The organism is Streptomyces antarcticus (assembly GCF_026627255.1).
Classification (GTDB): domain Bacteria; phylum Actinomycetota; class Actinomycetes; order Streptomycetales; family Streptomycetaceae; genus Streptomyces; species Streptomyces antarcticus.
In genome coordinates this window covers 504,600-522,448 of record NZ_JAPNLM010000001.1, presented here as the reverse complement: position 1 = coordinate 522,448, position 17,849 = coordinate 504,600, and the positions used below count along the sequence as shown (strand labels likewise).

Here is a 17,849-nt window from a genome sequence, read left to right as displayed (position 1 = left end):
GGCAGACGTCGAAGGAGGCGAGCTCCACATGACCGCGATGATCGACAGGCCGCACATGCTCACCGAGGAGTTCGAAGCCGTCGCGCGGATAGCGGCTCGCGAGACGGAGGGTACGCGGCTGGAGTTCATCGACGGGGTGCTGAGGAGCAAGGCCGTGCCGGATGGCGACCACGGAATGATCATTCAGTGGCTCACGCGGATCTGCATGCAGCACCGCCCCGAACTCTGGCTGCACCCCGGGCAGGGACTCAAAGTGGAGCAGTACCGGGCCGGCCGGGCGATTCCCGACGCGGTGCTGGCACCCGCGGGCGCGTTCGCCGGACAGGGCGAGTGGGTCGCCCCCGACCCCGCGCTCATGGTCGTCGAAGTGACCTCGTGGGACTCCGACACCGATCGGCGGGACCGGATCGAGAAGCCCCGCGCCTACGCCGAGACCGGCATCCCCGTCTATCTGCTCATCGACCGGGACAAGTGCGAGATCTCCCTCCACACCGAGCCCGAGGGAGGGCGCTACTTGAACGTGCGCACGGTGCCGTACGGGATGGACGTGGGTCTTCCCGAGCCCGTCGGCATCACCCTGCGGACCGAGCCCCTCAAGGACTGGGTGCGCTGAACGGCCCGAAGGCCCCGCCGCGGGGCGCGGCGGGGCCTTCGGGGCGGGTGGGGTCAGCAGCAGCGGAAGCCGTCGCGGGGGTCCGCCTCCCGGGCGTCGGTGCGGGCCCGTTCGAAGGCCCGGCGGGTCGGGACCGCGGCGTCCGGGTCGTGGGCGCGGGCGTGCGCGACGTACCGGTCGTACGCGGCCTCGCCGGAGAACTCCCGTACGAAGTACCGGGCCCGGGCCAGCGCCCGGCGCAGCCGCTCCACGCCGCTCAGGCCCCTACCGTCGCGGCCGGGCGCCGCCGGGCTCACGCGACCGGCTCCTTCGCCCGGCCGCCGCCCGAGTCCAGGCCCGCGGCCGCGAGCTCGGCGCGCTCCCCGGCGGTCGGGACGAGCCCGGCCGGGGCGACGATCTTCGACTCGGTCCACGGGACCTCGGAGAGCTTCACGGACGCCGGGTCGGCGATCGCCTTGAAGCAGGTCCGGGCGGCGTCCAGCAGCACGACGATGATCAGGACGGCGAAGAGCACGCACAGCACGCCGTCCACCGTGGCGTTGGTGACCACGGTCTCCATCTCGCCCATGGTCTTCGCGGGCGGCAGGACCTTGTCGGCGTCGATGCCGGCCTGGTACTTGTCGCGCTGCGCGAAGAAGCCGACCTTCACGTCCTGCGAGAAGATCTTCTGGTAGCTCGCGGTGAGCGTGACGGCCACGTCCCAGGCCAGCGGCACGCCCGTCACCCAGGCCCACTTGAGCCGGCCGGACTTGACGAGGAGGGTGGTGCAGACGGCCAGGGCGACCGCCGCGAGCAGCTGGTTCGCGATGCCGAACAGCGGGAAGAGCTGGTTGATGCCGCCCAGCGGGTCCTTGACGCCGACCCACAGGAAGTAGCCCCAGCCGCCGACGACGATGGCACTGGCGAACCACACGCCGGGCTTCCAGCTGACGTCCTTGAAGGACTTGTGGACGTTGCCGAGGGTGTCCTGGAGCATGAACCGGCCGACGCGGGTGCCCGCGTCGACGGTGGTCAGGATGAACAGTGCCTCGAACATGATGGCGAAGTGGTACCAGAAGGCCTTCATGCCGGCGCCGCCGATGACGGCCGAGAAGATCTCCGACATCCCGAGTGCGAAGGTCGGCGCTCCACCCGTACGGGAGAGCAGGCTGGTCTCCTCGACGTCCTTCGCGGCCTGCGCGAGGGCCTCCGGGCTGATGGCGAAGCCGAAGTTCGTCACCGCCTGCGAGGCGGTCTCGACGGTGGTGCCGATGACGCCGGGGGGCGAGTTCACGGCGAAGAACAGGCCGGGCTCGATGATGCAGGCCGCGATCATCGCCATGATGGCGACGAAGGACTCGGTCAGCATGGCGCCGTAGCCGATGACCCGGACCTGGGTCTCCTTCTGGATCATCTTCGGGGTGGTGCCCGAGGCGACCAGCGAATGGAACCCGGACAGGGCCCCGCACGCGATGGTGATGAACACGAACGGGAACATCGAGCCGGCGAAGACCGGGCCGTCGCCGCGGGCGGCGAACTCGGTGACCGCGGGCATCTTCAGGGTGGGCATCGAGATGACCACGCCCAGCGCGAGCAGCGCGATCGTGCCGACCTTCATGAAGGTGGAGAGGTAGTCGCGGGGCGCGAGCAGCATCCACACCGGCAGGACCGAGGCGACGAAGCCGTACGCGACCATCCAGACGACGAGCGTCTCCTTCTCCAGGGTGAAGGTCCCGGCGAGGGAGGACTCGGCGACCCAGCCGCCCGCGACGATCGCGAGCAGCAGCAGCGCGACCCCTATGAGGGAGACCTCGGTGACCCGGCCCGGCCGCAGCACGCGGAGGTAGAAGCCCATGAAGAGGGCGATCGGGATGGTCATGCCGATGGAGAAGACGCCCCACGGCGAGTGGGCGAGGGCGTTGACGATGACCAGCGCCAGCACCGCCAGCAGGATGATCATGATGGCGAACACGGCGACCAGCGCGGCGGCCCCGCCGACGGGGCCGATCTCGTCCCGGGCCATCTGCCCGAGCGAGCGCCCGTCGCGGCGGGTGGAGAAGAAGAGCGTGACCATGTCCTGGACGGCGCCCGCGAAGATGACGCCCGCGACGATCCAGATCGTGCCGGGCAGGTAGCCCATCTGGGCGGCGAGCACGGGTCCGACGAGCGGGCCGGCGCCGGCCACGGCGGCGAAGTGGTGGCCGAAGAGCACGCGGCGGTCGGTCGGGTGGAAGTCGACACCGTTGTCGAGGCGTTCGGCGGGGGTGGCCCGCGTCTTGTCCACCTTCAGTACGCGGTGCGCGATGAAGCGCGCGTAGAAGCGGTAGCCGATGGCGTACGAGCCCAGTGCGGCGGCGAGCAGCCAGGCGGCCGAGATCTCCTCGCCGCGGGAGAGCGCCAGTACGCCCCAGCCGATGGCGCCGACGAGTCCGACGAGCACCCATACGGCGATGGACTTGGGAGAGGGCGAGCCCTGCGTGGTGCCCGGACTCGCCGTGTCCCGTTCTGTTCCCGTTGCATCCGATGTGGGCATGACCCTCGTCCCCTCGTCGATCATCTGCGTAAGCGCAGGGAATCTACGGGGGATTGCCCGGTGAACGTAAGACCCCGTCCGTATATCGGTACGTACGGATGTGGGACCGGACGGTTCGGCGGTCCGTGGTCCGGCGGTCCGTGGTCCGGCGGTCCGTGGTCCGGCGGTCCGGAGGACGGCCCGCCGGGCCGTCAGACCGCCGGCCGCTGGAGGCGGGCCACGAACTTGTAGCGGTCGCCGCGGTAGACGGAGCGCACCCACTCCACCGGTTCGCCGTCCGCGTCCAGGGAGTGCCGGGACAGCATGAGCATCGGCAGGCCGACGTCGGTGCCGAGCAGGCCGGCCTCGCGCGGGGTCGCGAGCGACGTCTCGATGGTCTCCTCCGCCTCGGCGAGCCGGACGTCGTACACCTCCGCGAGCGCGGTGTAGAGGGAGGTGTACTTGACCAGCGAACGGCGCAGCGCGGGGAAGCGCTTGGCGGAGAGGTGCGTGGTCTCGATGGCCATCGGCTCGCCGCTGGCCAGGCGCAGCCGCTCGATGCGCAGCACCCGTCCACCGGTGGTGATCTTGAGGAGTCCGGCGAGGGTGTCGTCGGCCGTCACGTATCCGATGTCGAGGAGCTGGGAGGTCGGTTCCAGCCCCTGGGCCCGCATGTCCTCTGTGTAGGAGGAGAGTTGGAGCGGCTGGGAGACCTTGGGCTTGGCGACGAAGGTGCCCTTGCCCTGGATGCGCTCCAGGCGGCCCTCCACCACCAGCTCCTGCAGGGCCTGCCGGACGGTCGTCCGGGAGGTGTCGAATTCGGCCGCGAGCGTGCGCTCCGGCGGTACCGGTGTGCCGGGCGGCAGGGTTTCGGTCATGTCGAGCAAGTGCCGCTTGAGTCGGTAGTACTTGGGTACACGTGCCGTGCGGGTCGCGGCCCCGCCCTCCGGCTCCGTGAGCGCCCCTTCGGTGGCCATCGCCGCCCGCCTTCCCGACTCCAGTTTCGCTGCCGTCACCGGCTCCTCCGATATGTGCGGTCACATCGTGACACGTGTGGGGGGACGGGCCTTCTCTCTGCCCAGGTGTCGGTCCGATAACGGACCGAGCACCCGCTCATTAGACCCTTGACACCCCTAAAGGTCTAGGCCAAGCTCCAGCTACTGGTCTAAACCAATATGGATCAGATCCCGGCCCCACGGGAGTACTTGGTACGTCACCGCGGTGGGCGAGGGAAGTTGCAGGCAGCATCCCTGAGGAGGGTGGCGTGAAGCGCAAGCTCATCGCGGCGGTCAGTGTCGCGGGCATGATGGTCGGAGTCGCGGCATGCGGCAACGGCGGCGACGACAAGGGTAAGACCGACGCGGCCGGCCCCAAGGAAATCACCGTATGGGTGATGGACGGCTCGGCGCCGAAGACCTGGATCGACGAGGTCAACAAGGAGTTCTCGGCCAAGCACCCCGGTGTCACGGTCAAGGTCGAAGAGCAGAAGTGGACCGGCATCCAGGAGAAGATCACCACCGCCCTCTCCGAGAACACCCCGCCCGACGTCCTTGAGCTCGGCAACACCCAGACCGCCGGTTACGCGGTCACCGGCGGGCTCGCCGACCTGTCCGGCGACAAGGCCAAGCTCGGCGCCGACGCCTGGCAGAAGAGCATGCTCTCCTCCGCCGAGGTCGACGGCAAGCTCTACTCCGCCCCGTGGTACGCCGCCAACCGCGTCGTCATCTACGACAAGAAGGCCTACGCCAAGGCCGGCATCACCCCGCCCACCACCCGCGACGAGTGGGTCGCCGGCCTGGAGAAGCTGAAGGCCTCGGACCCGGCCTCGCAGCCGATCTACCTCCCCGGCCAGAGCTGGTACGTCCTCGCGGGCTTCGTCTGGGACGAGGGCGCCGACCTCGCCGTCAAGGACGGCGACAAGTGGAAGGGTCAGCTGGGCACCCCGCAGGCCGCCTCCGCGATCGAGTTCTACAAGAAGATCCAGGCGTTCTCCACCGCGCCCAAGGACAAGGACGAGGCGAGCCCGCAGCAGTCCACCGACATCGTTCCCAAGGGCGGCGTCGCCTCCTGGATCGGTCTCGGCTGGGAGGCCGGCGGTGCCGAGAAGGCGCTGAAGGACGCGGGCAAGGAAGCCGACTTCGGCTACTTCCCGATCCCGGGCAAGACCGCCGACAAGTCCGGCACCGTCTTCCTCGGCGGCTCGAACCTCGCGGTCGCCGAGCGCTCCAAGAACAAGGAGCTCGCCAAGGAGTGGCTGGCCCTCGCCGCAGGCAAGGACCAGATGACCAAGTACGCCGCCGAGACCAAGGGCGCGCTGCTCCCGAACCAGGCCGGCGCCAACTTCGCCGCCCCGGCGGGCTCCTTCGCCGAGGCCATGGCCAAGGCCGGCCTCAACGGCAAGATCACCCCGGTCACGGCCGGCTGGGCGAACGTCGAGACCGAGCCGAACCCCATCAAGGAGTTCATGACCAAGGTCCTGAAGGGTGAGGACGCCGCCAAGGCGGGCGCGGAAGCGGACAAGGAAATCGCGAGCCGCATCAACAAGTAGTCCCACCCGGCAGTACCCGCACGATCCAGCAGTGTGAACGCACCGGGGGGTGCGGCAGGCGCCCGGGCGCCTGCCGTGCCCCCGGTCGCGCATTTGACTCCACAGTCAACCGCGAGGAAGCCAAGCCATGACCGTGCACTCCCAGGGAGCGACGACCAGCGCTCCACAGGACGCACCACCGAAGTCCGCCGGACGGCCGCCCAAGGTGCCCGCGACCGCACCCGGCTCCAGCCATACGTCTCCTCGCGGTGGCAGAAGGTCGCTCCCCACGGGGTGGCTGCCCTACCTGCTGGTCGGGCCCGCGGTGCTCAGCCTCGCGACGCTCCTGCTGTACCCGCTGATCAAGAACGTGATCCTGTCCTTCCAGGACATCAACAAGATCGAGTTCATCCAGCGGAAGTACCCGTTCGCGGGGTTCGGCAACTACACCGAGCTGCTCGGCGACACGACCTTCTGGACCGTCGTCGTCCGAAGCTTCGCCTTCACCTTCGCCAACGTCCTTCTGATCATGGTGTTCGGCAGCCTCATCGGCGTCCTGCTCAACCGCCTCGGCAAGTGGATGCGCCTGGTCCTGTCGATGGCACTGGTCATGGCCTGGGCCATGCCGATCGTCGCCTCCGTCCAGGTCTTCCAGTGGCTGTTCGACGAGCAGTTCGGCGTCATGAACTGGGTGATGCGCACCGCCGGCTTCTCCGGCTACGAGCAGCACAACTGGTTCGAGTCCGGCCTCTCCACCCTGACGATCGTCACGATCCTGGTGGTCTGGGGCTCCATCCCCTTCGTGGCCCTCAACATGTACGCCGGACTGACCACGGTCGGCGGCGAACTGTACGAGGCCGCCCGGATGGACGGCGCCAACGGCTGGCAGACCTTCTGGAAGATCGTCTTCCCGAACCTCAAGCCGTTCTTCCTCATCACCACGTTCCTCGAGGTGATCTGGGTGTTCAAGGCCTTCACCCAGGTGTACGCGATGAAGAAGGGCGGCCCGGACCGCGCGTCCGAGATCCTCCCGGTCTTCGCCTACGTCGAGGGCCAGAGCCAGGCCCACTACGGCCTCGCCGCCGCGATCTCCGTCCTGACGATCCTCATCCTCGTGATCGTCATGTCCTTCTACTTCCGCCTGATCCTGAAGCAGGAGGAGGAGCAGTGAGCACGACCACCGCCCCGAAGCCCGCGCCCGCGGCCCCGTCCCCGCAGCCCGCGCAGCGGCTCCGCACCCGCCGGCCGGTCCGCCCCGCAGCCGTGGCCAAGAACGCCGGCGCGCTGCTCCTGGCCCTCGTCTTCGTCTTCCCGGTCTACTGGATGTTCTCGTCGGCGCTCAAGCCCGCCGACCAGATGCTCACCAAGGACCCCGTCTTCTTCTTCGCCCCGACGATGGACAACTTCACCAAGGCCACCGGGGTCGAGAACTTCTGGACGTACGTCTCCAACAGCGTCCTGGTCACCGTCGGCGCCGTCCTGCTCTCCCTGCTCGTCGCCCTCGCCGCGAGCTTCGCGATCGCCCGGATGAAGTTCAAGGGCCGCAAGGGCCTCGTCCTCACCGTGATGATGGCGCAGATGGCCCCCTGGGAGGTCATGGTCATCGCGATGTACATGATCGCCCGCGACAGCGAGATGCTGAACAGCCTCCCGCTGCTCACCGCGATCTACTTCGTGATGATCCTCCCCTTCACCATCTGGACCCTGCGCGGCTTCATCGCCGCCGTCCCGGTGACGCTGGAGGAGGCCGCCCAGATCGACGGCTGCACCCGCGGCCAGGCCTTCCGCAAGGTGATCTTCCCGCTGCTGGCCCCCGGTCTGATGTCCACCTCGCTCTTCGGCTTCATCACCGCCTGGAACGAGTTCGCGATGGTCCTGATCCTCAACAAGGACAAGTCCGCGCAGACCCTGCCCCTGTGGCTGACCGAGTTCATGAGCGCCTTCGGCAACGACTGGGGCGCCACGATGGCCGCCTCCTCGCTCTTCGCGGTCCCGGTGCTCGTCATCTTCATCTTCCTCCAGCGCAAGGCCGTCGGCGGCATGACCGCCGGCGCCGTGAAGGGATAACGGCCGCCATGACTGTCCTTGCGCACCGCACCGATACGGTGACCCGCGACGCGCTCGCCGTCCTCCAGCCCGGCTTCGAGGGCACGACCGCCCCCGCCTGGCTGCTGCGCCAGGTCGCGGAAGGCCTCACCGCCGTCGGCCTCTTCGGCCGCAACATCACCTCGCCCGAGCAGCTGGCCGCGCTCACCGCCCAGCTGCGCGCCGAGCGCGGCGAGGTCCTGGTGGCCATCGACGAGGAGGGCGGCGACGTCACCCGCCTGGAGGCCCGCGGCGGCTCGTCCTTCCCCGGCAACCTGGCCCTCGGCGTCGTCGACGACACCGGCCTGACCCGCGCCGTCGCCCACGAGCTGGGTCTGCGGCTCGCCGAGTGCGGGGTCAACCTCAACTGGGCCCCGTCCGCGGACGTCAACTCCAACCCGGACAACCCGGTGATCGGCGTACGCTCCTTCGGCGCCGACACGCACCTCGCCGCCCGGCACACCGCCGCCTACGTCGAGGGCCTCCAGGCCGCCGGCGTCGCCGCCTGCACCAAGCACTTCCCGGGCCACGGCGACACCAACGTCGACTCGCACCACGCGCTGCCCCGCATCGACGTGGACCTGGGCACCCTCCAGGCCCGCGAGCTGGTCCCCTTCAAGGCGGCCGTCGCGGCCGGCACGAAGGCCGTGATGAGCGCGCACATCCTGGTGCCCGCCCTGGACCCGACCCGCCCGGCCACCCTCAGCCCGCAGATCCTGACCGGCCTGCTGCGCAAGGAGCTCGGCTACGAGGGCCTGATCGTCACCGACGGCATGGAGATGCACGCCATCGCCGGGACGTACGGCATCGAGCGCGGCTCGGTCCTGGCCATCGCGGCCGGCGCCGACGCCATCTGCGTGGGCGGGGGCCTGGCCGACGAGGCCACCGTGCTCCGGCTGCGCGACGCGCTGGTCGCCGCCGTGCGCGAGGGGACCCTCCCGGAGGAGCGGCTCGCCGACGCCGCAGCCCGGGTCCGCGCGCTGGCCGAATGGACCGGCGCGGCCCGTCCGGAAGCGCGGCCGGAGGGGAGCCGCGCGGCCGGTATCGGGCTCACGGCGGCCCGCCGCGCGGTGGCCGTCACCGGCTCGGCGGCCCCGCTCACGGCGCCGTACGTGGCCACGCTCGCGCCCGTCGCGAACATCGCGGTCGGCGACGAGACCCCGTGGGGCGTGGCCGCCGAACTGGCCGCGCTGCTCCCGGGAAGCGCCTGTGGCGTCTATCCGCAGGGGGCCACCGCCGCGGACGTCCTGGCGGCCGCGGGGGACCGTACGGTCGTCGCCGTGGTCCGCGACGCCCACCGCCACCCGTGGATGACCGAGGCCGTGGACGCCCTGGTCGCGGCCCGCCCCGACACGGTCGTCGTCGAGATGGGCCTGCCGCGGGCCGAGCCCCGCGGGGCCCTGTACATCGCGACGCACGGCGCCTCGCGCGTCTGCGGCCGTGCGGCGGCCGAGGTCATCGCCGGCGTGTAGCACCTCGTACGCGACGAAGCCGGGCAGCCCATTATGGGGGGTGCCCGGCTTCGCCGCTCTCCGCGCGGGGCGCGGGAGGCGTCCGCGGCCCGTTGGGGGACGGGAAGGGCCGTCGGGGGACGCCCAAGGCCCGCCAGGGGACGCGCAAGGCCCCCAGGGGACGCGAAAGGGCCGGGCGTCCCCTGGCGGGGGGCCCGGCCCTTGGGCGCCGTACGGGCTACAGGCCCTGCCAGGAGGGCTTGTTCGCGTACGTGTGGCGGAAGTAGTCCGCCAGCTTCAGCTTCGAGGCGGCGGCCTCGTCCACGACGACGGTGGCGTGCCGGTGCAGCTGCAGCGCGGAGGCCGGGACCAGCGCGGAGAGCGGGCCCTCCACCGTCTGCGCGACGGCCTCGGCCTTGCCCTCGCCGGTGGCCAGCAGCACCAGGTGGCGGGCGTCGAGGATGGTGCCGATGCCCTGGGTGATGACGTGGTGCGGCACCTGGTCTATGTCGTTGTCGAAGAAGCGCGCGTTGTCCACGCGGGTCTGCTCCGTCAGCGTCTTGATGCGGGTGCGGGAGGCCAGCGAGGAGCACGGCTCGTTGAAGCCGATGTGCCCGTCGGTGCCGATGCCCAGCAGCTGGAGGTCGACGCCGCCGGCCGCCGCCAGGGCCCGGTCGTAGGCCTCGCAGGCCCCGACGATGTCCTCGGCGGAGCCGTCCGGGCCGATGAAGGAGGACTCGGACAGGCCGAGCGGCTCCACGACCTCGCGCAGGACGACGGCGCGGTAGGACTCGGGGTGCCCGGCCGGCAGGCCCACGTACTCGTCGAGCTGGCAGATCCGGGCCTGGGAGGCGTCCACCCGGCCCGCCGTGACCTGGGCCGCGAGGGCCTCGTAGATCGGCAGCGGGGTGGAGCCGGTCGCCACGCCGAGCAGGGCGTCGGGCTTGCGGCGGACCAGTGCGGCCATGGCCTCCGCGATGAGCTCGCCGCCTGCCTTGGCGTCCGGGACGATGACAACTTCCACGCGGGGCCTGCCGATCTGAGAGGTGTGGGCGTGTTGTGGTATAGACCAATCTAGCAGAGCTGGGCCCCCCGTGTCCGGCTCCGCGCACTCCTCCCATGGTGGTCCGGAAGTCCGGCCGCGGCCTCCCGGAGTCCCGTCGTCTAGAGCAGCGCCAGCTGGAGGCCGCCGGTCGCGTCCAGGTGCTGGCCCGTCATCCAGCGGGAGTCCGGAGAGGCGAGGAACGCCACCACGTCGGCGACCTCCTCCACGGTGCCGACGCGGTCGAAGACCGAGCGGGAGGCCGCGTGGGCCCGGGCCGCCGGATCCGCCAGCCAGGCCGCGTTCAGGTCGGTCTCGGTGATGCCCGGGCCCACCGAGTTCACGGTGATCGCGCGCGGGGCGAGGGCCGCGGACAGGGACCGGGTCAGGGCGTTCACCGCGCCCTTGGCCATGACGGTGGCCAGGATCGCGGGCAGGGCGATGTCGGGCGTGCCGGTGACGTTCACGATCCGGCCCCCGTCGCGCAGCCGGTCCAGCCCGTGCTTGATCACGAAGAACGAGGCCTTGGCGTTCAGCGCGTGGATCTGGTCGTACGCCTCCTCGTCGGTCTCCTCGATGCCCGCGAAGGTGGCCGCCCCCGCGTTGTTCACCAGGATGTCGACCCCGTCGGTGTGCGCGGGATGGGCCTCGTACGCCGCCCAGAGTGCCCGCGCGTCCCCCGGCACCCCGAGCACCGCCCGGACCGCGAACGCCCGCCCGCCGGCCGCCTCGATCAGCTCCACCGTCTCCCGCGCCGCCGCCGCGTCGTGCCCGTAGTGCACGGCCACCAGCGCCCCGTCCCGTGCGAGGCGCCGGGCGACCGCCCGCCCGATGCCCCGGCTGCCGCCCGTGACCAGTGCCGTCTTCCCCTTGAGCACGCCCATGGCGCGCCCCCCTTCAGTAATCTTGAGTGGTCGCTACAGAAAGGAACGTACCAGATTCCCTAGCGGCCGCTATAGAATCAGCGCATGGTGACCGGACAGCGCGGCAGGCCCCGCTCCTTCGACCGCGACGCCGCCCTCGACAAGGCGATGCTCGCCTTCTGGGACCGCGGCTACGAGGCGACGTCCATCGCCGACCTGACCCGGGCCCTGGGCATCGGCGCGCCCAGCCTCTACGCGGCCTTCGGGGACAAGCGCAAGCTCTTCGACGAGGTCGTGGTGGTCTACGGCAGCCGGTACGCGGACTTCGCGGCCGTGGCGCTCGCCGAGGAGCCCACCGCCCGCGCGGCCGTCGGACGGGTCCTGCACGAGGCCGCCGAGGTCTACACCGACCCGGCCCACCCGCCCGGCTGCATGGTGATCAGCGCGGCGGTCAACACCACTTCCGACGAGGTCGCGCAGGCTCTGCGCGAGCGGCGCGACGCCAGCCTGGCGATGTTCGAGAGCCGTATCCGGGCCGATGTGGCCACCGGAGTCCTCCCCGCGGACACGGACGCGCGGGCGCTGGCCCGCTACGCGGGAGCCGTCCTCCAGGGGATGTCCCAGCAGTCGCGCGACGGGGCTACCCGGGAGGAGCTGGAGGCGGTGGCGGCACTGGCGCTGCGGGCCTGGCCCGAGGAGTAGCGCGGCGATGGCGCCGACGGTCTTGCCGGGGTTCCTCTGGGCCACGGTGCAGGACGGGACCCTCAGCCCATCCGGCACCGTAGCCCGGAGTACTTACGGCCGTCGGGTGTGCGGTTCCCGGCGGCCGGTGGGAGGAGCCTGCGCGGTCAGGGCAGAGCGCGCGGCTTACCTCGATCCGTCCTCCTGTGCGGGGAGGGCGGAAGCTTAAGTCAATTGTGGACTAGACCATTCTGTTCTGTCCATCCAATGACGGCACCCGAAATCCCGTCACTTCCTCCAACACTACGCCGCCGGGCCCTCTCCTGGGTACTCCTGCGTGATCCCGTGGGGAAAGTCATCGGCGATACCCGGGGTACGCTCGCCACGTGCCCTCCATGAACGACCTCGTACGCCAGCACACCGCTCTCAGTGAAACCGACCTGGAGTGGCTCCACCTGCTGGTCTCGGAGTGGCAACTGCTCTCCGACCTGTCCTTCGCCGACCTCGTGCTGTGGGTTCCCACCCTCGACGGCTCCCGGTACGTCTCGGTCGCCCAGATGCGCCCGAACACCGGTCCGACCTCGTACCAGGACGACATGGTCGGCCACCTGGTGCCGCGCGGCCGCCGCCCGCTGCTCGACGCCGCGCTCGACGAGGGCCGGATCGTGCGCGAGGGCGACCCGGAGTGGCGTGAGGAGGTACCGGTCCGTGTCGAGTCGATCCCGGTGCGCCGCGAGGGGCGGGTGCTGGGCGTCATCGCGCGCAACACCAACCTGCTCACCGTGCGTACACCGAGCCGGCTGGAGCTGACCTACCTCCAGTCCGCCTCCGACCTGGCCCAGATGATCGCGGCGGGCTCCTTCCCGTTCCCCGGCCAGCAGGTCGACATGGACGCCTCCCCCCGGGTCGGCGACGGCCTGATCCGCGTCGACATCGACGGCGTGGTGACCTACGCGTCCCCGAACGCCCTGTCCGCCTACCACCGGCTCGGCCTCGCCTCCGACCTCGTCGGCCAGCACCTCGGCGACACGACCACCGAACTGGCCCCCTCCCGCGGCCCCGTCGACGAGGCCCTGGTCAAACTCGCCAGCGGCTGGGCGCCCCGGGAGACCGAGGTCGAGGGCAACGGCGGGGTCATCCAGCTGCGCGCGATCCCGCTGAAGCCGAAGGGCACCCGCATCGGCTCGCTGGTGCTCTGCCGCGACGTCACGGAACTGCGGCGTCGCGAACGCGAATTGATCACCAAGGACGCGACCATCCGGGAGATCCACCACCGGGTGAAGAACAACCTCCAGACCGTGGCCGCGCTCTTGCGGCTCCAGGCCCGCCGCATGGATTCGCCGCAAGGCCGCGAAGCGCTCAACGAGGCGGTGCGCCGCGTCGGTTCGATCGCGATCGTGCACGAGACGCTGTCTCAGAACCTGGACGAGCGGGTGGAGTTCGACGAGATCGCCGACCGGGTCATCGCCATGGTCTCGGAGATCTCCCCGGGCCGGGTCGACTGCCGGCGCACCGGGCGGTTCGGCATCCTGGACGCGGAGGTCGCCACCCCGCTGTCGATGGTGCTGGCCGAGGTCGTGCAGAACGCCCTGGAACACGCCTTCACCCAGGGGGAGGGCGGCACCGTGGAGGTGTCCGCGACCCGTACCGGCGTGGGCCGCACGGACGGGCGGCTGCTGATCACGGTGCTCGACGACGGTTGCGGCCTGCCCGAGGGGTTCGACCCCCAGCGGGCCGGCAACCTCGGGCTCCAGATCGTACGGACCCTGGTGGAGGGGGAGCTCGGCGGCACGTTCGACATGCTCCGGGCCGAGCCGCGCGGCACCAAGGTCGTGCTCGACATACCGTCCAGCCCGCAGAAGTAGCCGCGGGAGCGTCACTCAGGGTGACGGCTCGGCCCGCGCCCCGGACAGCACTGAGCCCCGGACCGAATCTTCCCGGTCCGGGGCTCAAGAGCACGTTGCTAAGCGCTTGTGGCAGGTACTACGCGCTGCGCGTCGAGGCTCGAAAGTCGTTGTCAGGCGCTTGCGTTGCGCGCCCGGTTGCGAGCGGCGCGGCGCTTCATCGCGCGGCGCTCGTCCTCGCTCAGACCGCCCCAGACACCGGAGTCCTGACCGGACTCGAGTGCCCACTGCAGGCACTGCTCCATGACGGGGCAGCGGCGGCAGACGGCCTTGGCTTCCTCGATCTGCAGCAGCGCAGGACCGGTGTTGCCGATGGGGAAGAAGAGTTCCGGGTCTTCCTCACGACAAACGGCGTTGTGACGCCAGTCCATGGCTGCTCCATCTCCTTGTATTGCGAACAGGTTGCTTGTGAATGTGAACGCTTTCACGAATCCCCCCGTGAGGGAAGGTCGACCGCCCGGTTGCCCGGAGTCAAGGATTCGTGGAGGGGTTCTGGCGGTCTGTGTGGGTGCCGGGTTGTGCGGGCTGTCCCAACCGCCATGTAGAGATTCGCAAACCTCGGACGGGGATACAACCCCTTCCGGAAAGTTTTTTTTGATTCGTCGGTGTCTACTAGGTCACAGCCCTAGTTCCTAGGGGTGGACTGGCGTGTAAACGTTCGAGTGAAAGGACTTTCGGCCCTTCTACTCACACAATCACACGCAGTGCGCGGCGTACGCCTGTGAACTGAACGCTGGTCCGCAGGCCGAGGTGGTCTCCGTCCATCTGGAACGGAAGTGGCACCTTGGATTGCAAGGTGAAGTCCGTCAGATCGTGCAGAGACACCGCGTGCTTGCCGTGCGGACCCCTCTCAGGAGTCGAGGTCAGGAGCTGCGTGGCGTACCGGGCGACCGCCGGAGTTGACAAACGATTGAGTGCCAATACGTCAAGCGCGGTATCGAACGACGCCTCCGGTGAGGCGTAAAGCGGACGATTGCCCAGATACGTCCACGGGGAGGTGTTGCACACTATCGACAGCACCAGGTCCGGCACCGGAGCCGCGCCGGGGCGCTCCAGGGTGACCGTGCCGTGCCGCCGGTTCGGTTCCTCCAGGTACTGGCGCAGCAGCTGTCGTACGTACAGGGCGTGCGTCGAACGCTTGCCCCGCTCCCGCTGCTGCTCGACCCGGCCCACGACGCCCGCGTCGAAGCCGAAGCCCGCGCAGAACGTGAACCAGCGCGCAGGGACGGACTCGTCCTCGGTGCCCGGGGTGCCGGCCGCCAGGCCCAGGCCCACCGTCCGCTCGCGCTGCTCGCGCAGCGCGTCCAGCAGGGCGCCGGTCGCCTCGACCGCGTCGTTGGGCAGCCCGAGGGCGCGGGCGAACACGTTGGTGGAACCGCCGGGGACCACCGCCAGCCGGGGCAGCCGCTCCGGGTCGGGCCCGTTGTGCAGGAGCCCGTTGACGACCTCGTTGACCGTGCCGTCGCCGCCCAGGGCGACGACGAGGTCCAAGCCGCTTTCGGCCGCCCTGCGGCCCAGGTCCCGGGCGTGACCCCGGTACTCGGTCGTCACCGCCTCCAGCTTCATCTCGCTGGCCAGGGCGTGGGTCAGGACGTCACGCGTGCGCGCACTGGTCGTCGTCGCTGCTGGGTTGGCCACGAGAAGTGCACGCATGAGCGCCAGACTACCCACCCCTTCATATGCCGACCCTACTGGCCGTCCCCTCCGGGCCCGCGGGCACGCCGCTACGCTGCTGGGGTGAGTACGAAGCAGCCCCAGAGCGCCCCCGCCACCACCGCCGCCGAGACCCCCGCGCCGCCCGGCCGGCTGACCGCCGCCGCCGCGCTCACCGCCGCGGAGGGCCTGGCCCTGGCGGGCCTCGGCGTCTACATGCTGTTCGTGGGCATCGCGGGCGACCCCGACTCCCCGCAGCAGGCCGAGACGGGCGGGATCACCCTGCTCGCCCTCGCCGCGCTGCCGCTGGTCGCGGCCCGCGGGCTGCGGCTGGGCCGCCGCTGGAGCCGCGGCCCGGCACTGATCACCCAGCTGCTGGCGTTCCCGGTGGCCTGGACCCTCTACGGCGCCGGCGGCGCGATGGTCGCCGCCGCGGCCGCCCTGGCGGTGGCCGCCGTGGCCGTCGTCGCGCTGCTGGTGAACCCGACGGCCACGCGGGCCCTCGGAATCGGGCCCCGGGAAGAGGCCCGATAACCCGTACGGCCAACCCGTACGACACCGGTGGCGCGCGTCACTCCTCGACGAGGAGCTTCTCCCGCAGCTGGGCCAGGGTGCGGGCCAGCAGCCGGGAGACGTGCATCTGGGAGATGCCGACCTCCAGGGCGATCTGCGACTGGGTCATGTTGCCGAAGAACCGCAGCAGCAGGATCCGCTTCTCCCTCGGCGGCAGCCCCTCCAGCAGGGGCTTGAGGGACTCCCGGTACTCGACCCCCTCCAGCGCCTCGTCCTCCGAGCCCAGGGTGTCCGCGACCGCCGGCGACTCGTCGTCGGTGTCCGGGACGTCCAGGGAGAGCGTGCTGTAGGCATTGGCCGATTCCAGTCCCTCCAGCACCTCCTCCTCGGAGATCCCCAGCCGCTCGGCCAGTTCGTGCACCGTGGGGGAGCGGCCGTGCTGCTGCGACAGCTCGGCCGTGGCGGTCGTCAGCGAGAGCCGCAGCTCCTGCAGGCGCCGCGGCACCCGTACCGCCCAGCCCTTGTCACGGAAGTGGCGCTTGATCTCGCCGACCACCGTGGGCGTGGCGTACGTGGAGAACTCGACGCCGCGGTCCGGGTCGAACCGGTCCACCGACTTGATCAGGCCGATCGTCGCCACCTGCGTCAGGTCGTCGAGCGGCTCACCGCGGTTGCGGAAGCGCCGCGCGAGGTGCTCGACCAGCGGCAGGTGCATCCGCACCAGGCGGTTGCGCAGCTCCGCCTTCTCCACCGACCCGTCGGGCAGCGCCCGCAGTTCGATGAACAGGGCCCGCGCGCCGCTGCGGTCGCGCGGGTCCGGCAGAGCCGGTGTCGTGTGGAACACCGGTGCCGGAGGGGCCTCCGGGGCCGTGGCAGCGGCCTCGGGTGGCTGTGATGGCTGTGGTTCTTCGTGCTGGTTGTCGCTCATAGGGCCCGCCCGTCGCTCCGCCGAGTCCAAAAAGCCGTCTTCCGCATCCGTCTCAGCCGGGTGCGGCCGGGCGTGCTGCTGTTCCGGGATGCCGCCGTCGACCTCGTGTCGTACCCGGGGCCGATCCCCGCCCCGCACCGGGATCTCCCCGCCGCTCACGCCGGTCCTGGTCCCGCGCCGCGTTGTTTGTAGAGGCTGATGCTCACTGTCTTGTTCTCCTCGACCGTGGCCTCGACCTTGCCGGCCAGGGCCGACAGGACCGTCCACGCGAACGTGTCGCGCTCGGGAGCGCGCCCGTCCGTCGTGGGTGCCGAAACGGTCACTTCCAGCGAATCGTCGATCAGCCGGAAGACGCAGCTGAGGACGGAGCCGGGCACGGCCTGCTGGAGCAGGATCGCGCAGGCTTCGTCCACCGCGATGCGGAGGTCCTCGATCTCGTCGAGGGTGAAGTCCAAACGTGCCGCGAGGCCGGCCGTGGCCGTTCGCAGCACCGACAGGTAGGCACCCGCAGCGGGCAGCCGGACTTCCACGAAGTCCTGGGTCCCGGGCTCGCCTGCGATCTGGGACACCCTCACCTCCAAGGTGGTACGAGCTCTGTTCGCCGGTGACGCTATCGCGATCCGGGCGATCGTGTCGCGGCACCCCTCGCGGCGCCCGCTGAGAGCACCCTCCTGCACGTCCAGTGACTGATGGTAAGCCCATGGGTACGCACAGTGGCTAGGGGTCTGCGGGGTCAAATCGGGGGAACCGGCGGAGGGTTGACCTACCCCACCTCAGACGATCGAACCGTCGACAAAACACCAGCGCCACGTCTCGCCCGGTTCGAAGCTCCGCATCACGGGATGCCCGCTCTCCCGGTGGTGCGCCGAGGCGTGCCGGAACGGGGAGGAATCGCAACAAGCCACGTGGCCGCACCCGAGACACATCCGCAACTGCACGGGATGGCTGCCGACCGCCAGACATTCGGGGCAGGTCTGGGCAGAGGGGATGGGCTCGGGGCGCGGCAGTTCGGCAACGTGGGTGCACTCGCTCATGATGGCCAGCGTACGACCAGGGCGGGCGCGCGCGACGGATCGCGACGGATGAGGATGGATCTTC

Annotated in this window: 18 protein-coding genes; 8 read left to right on the top strand and 10 right to left on the bottom strand. The window is 70.4% G+C overall.

Annotated elements, in window-relative coordinates; all coding sequences use genetic code 11:
* The first annotated feature begins 28 nt into the window (after positions 1-28).
* A complete protein-coding gene (locus tag OTB16_RS02365) occupies positions 29-613 on the top strand; it encodes a Uma2 family endonuclease (RefSeq protein ID WP_267718003.1) in 585 nt (194 codons plus the stop codon).
* A gap of 53 nt (positions 614-666) precedes the next feature.
* Here the strand turns inward: OTB16_RS02365 and OTB16_RS02360 are convergent, their stop codons facing one another.
* From OTB16_RS02360 to OTB16_RS02350, 3 genes are all read right to left on the bottom strand, one after another.
* The gene (locus OTB16_RS02360) at positions 667-864 is read right to left on the bottom strand and encodes a YbdD/YjiX family protein (protein ID WP_383912279.1); all 198 of its coding nucleotides are present in this window, start codon (positions 862-864) and stop codon (positions 667-669) included.
* Between the two features lie 41 nt (positions 865-905).
* Positions 906-3,125 carry a carbon starvation CstA family protein gene (locus OTB16_RS02355; RefSeq protein ID WP_267718001.1) on the bottom strand — a complete coding sequence of 740 codons (2,220 nt, stop codon included), beginning with the start codon at positions 3,123-3,125 and terminating at the stop codon, positions 906-908.
* Positions 3,126-3,316: 191 nt separating this feature from the next.
* Complete coding sequence (locus OTB16_RS02350) at positions 3,317-4,081, bottom strand: GntR family transcriptional regulator (protein ID WP_267718382.1); 765 nt, start codon at positions 4,079-4,081, stop codon at positions 3,317-3,319.
* 287 nt (positions 4,082-4,368) lie between these two features.
* Here OTB16_RS02350 and OTB16_RS02345 point away from each other — a divergent pair, with 287 nt between their 5' ends.
* From OTB16_RS02345 to OTB16_RS02330, 4 genes are all read left to right on the top strand, one after another.
* Entirely contained in the window at positions 4,369-5,652 is a 1,284-nt protein-coding gene (locus OTB16_RS02345; RefSeq protein WP_267717999.1) for an extracellular solute-binding protein, read from the top strand.
* A 127-nt stretch (positions 5,653-5,779) separates the two neighbouring features.
* Positions 5,780-6,802 carry a carbohydrate ABC transporter permease gene (locus OTB16_RS02340; protein WP_267717997.1) on the top strand — a complete coding sequence of 341 codons (1,023 nt, stop codon included), beginning with the start codon at positions 5,780-5,782 and terminating at the stop codon, positions 6,800-6,802.
* 92 nt (positions 6,803-6,894) lie between these two features.
* Complete coding sequence (locus OTB16_RS02335) at positions 6,895-7,698, top strand: carbohydrate ABC transporter permease (protein ID WP_267718381.1); 804 nt, start codon at positions 6,895-6,897, stop codon at positions 7,696-7,698.
* An 8-nt stretch (positions 7,699-7,706) separates the two neighbouring features.
* The gene (locus tag OTB16_RS02330) at positions 7,707-9,188 is read left to right on the top strand and encodes a glycoside hydrolase family 3 protein (protein ID WP_267717995.1); all 1,482 of its coding nucleotides are present in this window, start codon (positions 7,707-7,709) and stop codon (positions 9,186-9,188) included.
* Positions 9,189-9,405: 217 nt separating this feature from the next.
* On the opposite strand, the gene nagB is transcribed toward OTB16_RS02330, so the two are convergent.
* The gene (gene nagB / locus OTB16_RS02325; RefSeq protein ID WP_267717993.1) at positions 9,406-10,191 is read right to left on the bottom strand and encodes a glucosamine-6-phosphate deaminase; all 786 of its coding nucleotides are present in this window, start codon (positions 10,189-10,191) and stop codon (positions 9,406-9,408) included.
* Positions 10,192-10,331: 140 nt separating this feature from the next.
* Complete coding sequence (locus OTB16_RS02320; protein ID WP_267717991.1) at positions 10,332-11,093, bottom strand: SDR family oxidoreductase; 762 nt, start codon at positions 11,091-11,093, stop codon at positions 10,332-10,334.
* Positions 11,094-11,177: 84 nt separating this feature from the next.
* Here OTB16_RS02320 and OTB16_RS02315 point away from each other — a divergent pair, with 84 nt between their 5' ends.
* Together OTB16_RS02315 and OTB16_RS02310 are read left to right on the top strand one after the other, a co-directional pair.
* A complete protein-coding gene (locus OTB16_RS02315) occupies positions 11,178-11,774 on the top strand; it encodes a TetR/AcrR family transcriptional regulator (RefSeq protein ID WP_267717989.1) in 597 nt (198 codons plus the stop codon).
* Between the two features lie 374 nt (positions 11,775-12,148).
* Positions 12,149-13,618, top strand: coding sequence for a sensor histidine kinase (locus OTB16_RS02310; RefSeq protein WP_267718380.1), 1,470 nt, complete (start codon positions 12,149-12,151; stop codon positions 13,616-13,618).
* 152 nt (positions 13,619-13,770) lie between these two features.
* Here the strand turns inward: OTB16_RS02310 and OTB16_RS02305 are convergent, their stop codons facing one another.
* Together OTB16_RS02305 and OTB16_RS02300 are read right to left on the bottom strand one after the other, a co-directional pair.
* Positions 13,771-14,028 carry a WhiB family transcriptional regulator gene (locus OTB16_RS02305; RefSeq protein WP_003953983.1) on the bottom strand — a complete coding sequence of 86 codons (258 nt, stop codon included), beginning with the start codon at positions 14,026-14,028 and terminating at the stop codon, positions 13,771-13,773.
* Between the two features lie 316 nt (positions 14,029-14,344).
* Complete coding sequence (locus OTB16_RS02300) at positions 14,345-15,310, bottom strand: diacylglycerol/lipid kinase family protein (protein ID WP_267717915.1); 966 nt, start codon at positions 15,308-15,310, stop codon at positions 14,345-14,347.
* Positions 15,311-15,394: 84 nt separating this feature from the next.
* Here OTB16_RS02300 and OTB16_RS02295 point away from each other — a divergent pair, with 84 nt between their 5' ends.
* Complete coding sequence (locus OTB16_RS02295) at positions 15,395-15,844, top strand: hypothetical protein (RefSeq protein ID WP_267717914.1); 450 nt, start codon at positions 15,395-15,397, stop codon at positions 15,842-15,844.
* Between the two features lie 37 nt (positions 15,845-15,881).
* Here OTB16_RS02295 and OTB16_RS02290 read toward each other — a convergent pair whose 3' ends face one another.
* The 3 genes from OTB16_RS02290 to OTB16_RS02280 all read right to left on the bottom strand — a co-directional run bounded on the left by OTB16_RS02290 (position 15,882) and on the right by OTB16_RS02280 (position 17,785).
* Positions 15,882-16,889 (bottom strand): RNA polymerase sigma factor SigF, encoded by a 1,008-nt coding sequence (locus OTB16_RS02290; protein WP_420717608.1) that lies wholly within the window; start codon positions 16,887-16,889, stop codon positions 15,882-15,884.
* Positions 16,890-16,906: 17 nt separating this feature from the next.
* On the bottom strand, positions 16,907-17,320 hold the full coding sequence (locus tag OTB16_RS02285) for an ATP-binding protein (protein ID WP_033218654.1): 414 nt from the start codon (positions 17,318-17,320) through the stop codon (positions 16,907-16,909).
* Positions 17,321-17,524: 204 nt separating this feature from the next.
* The gene (locus OTB16_RS02280) at positions 17,525-17,785 is read right to left on the bottom strand and encodes a UBP-type zinc finger domain-containing protein (RefSeq protein ID WP_267717912.1); all 261 of its coding nucleotides are present in this window, start codon (positions 17,783-17,785) and stop codon (positions 17,525-17,527) included.
* Between the last annotated feature and the right edge of the window lie 64 nt (positions 17,786-17,849).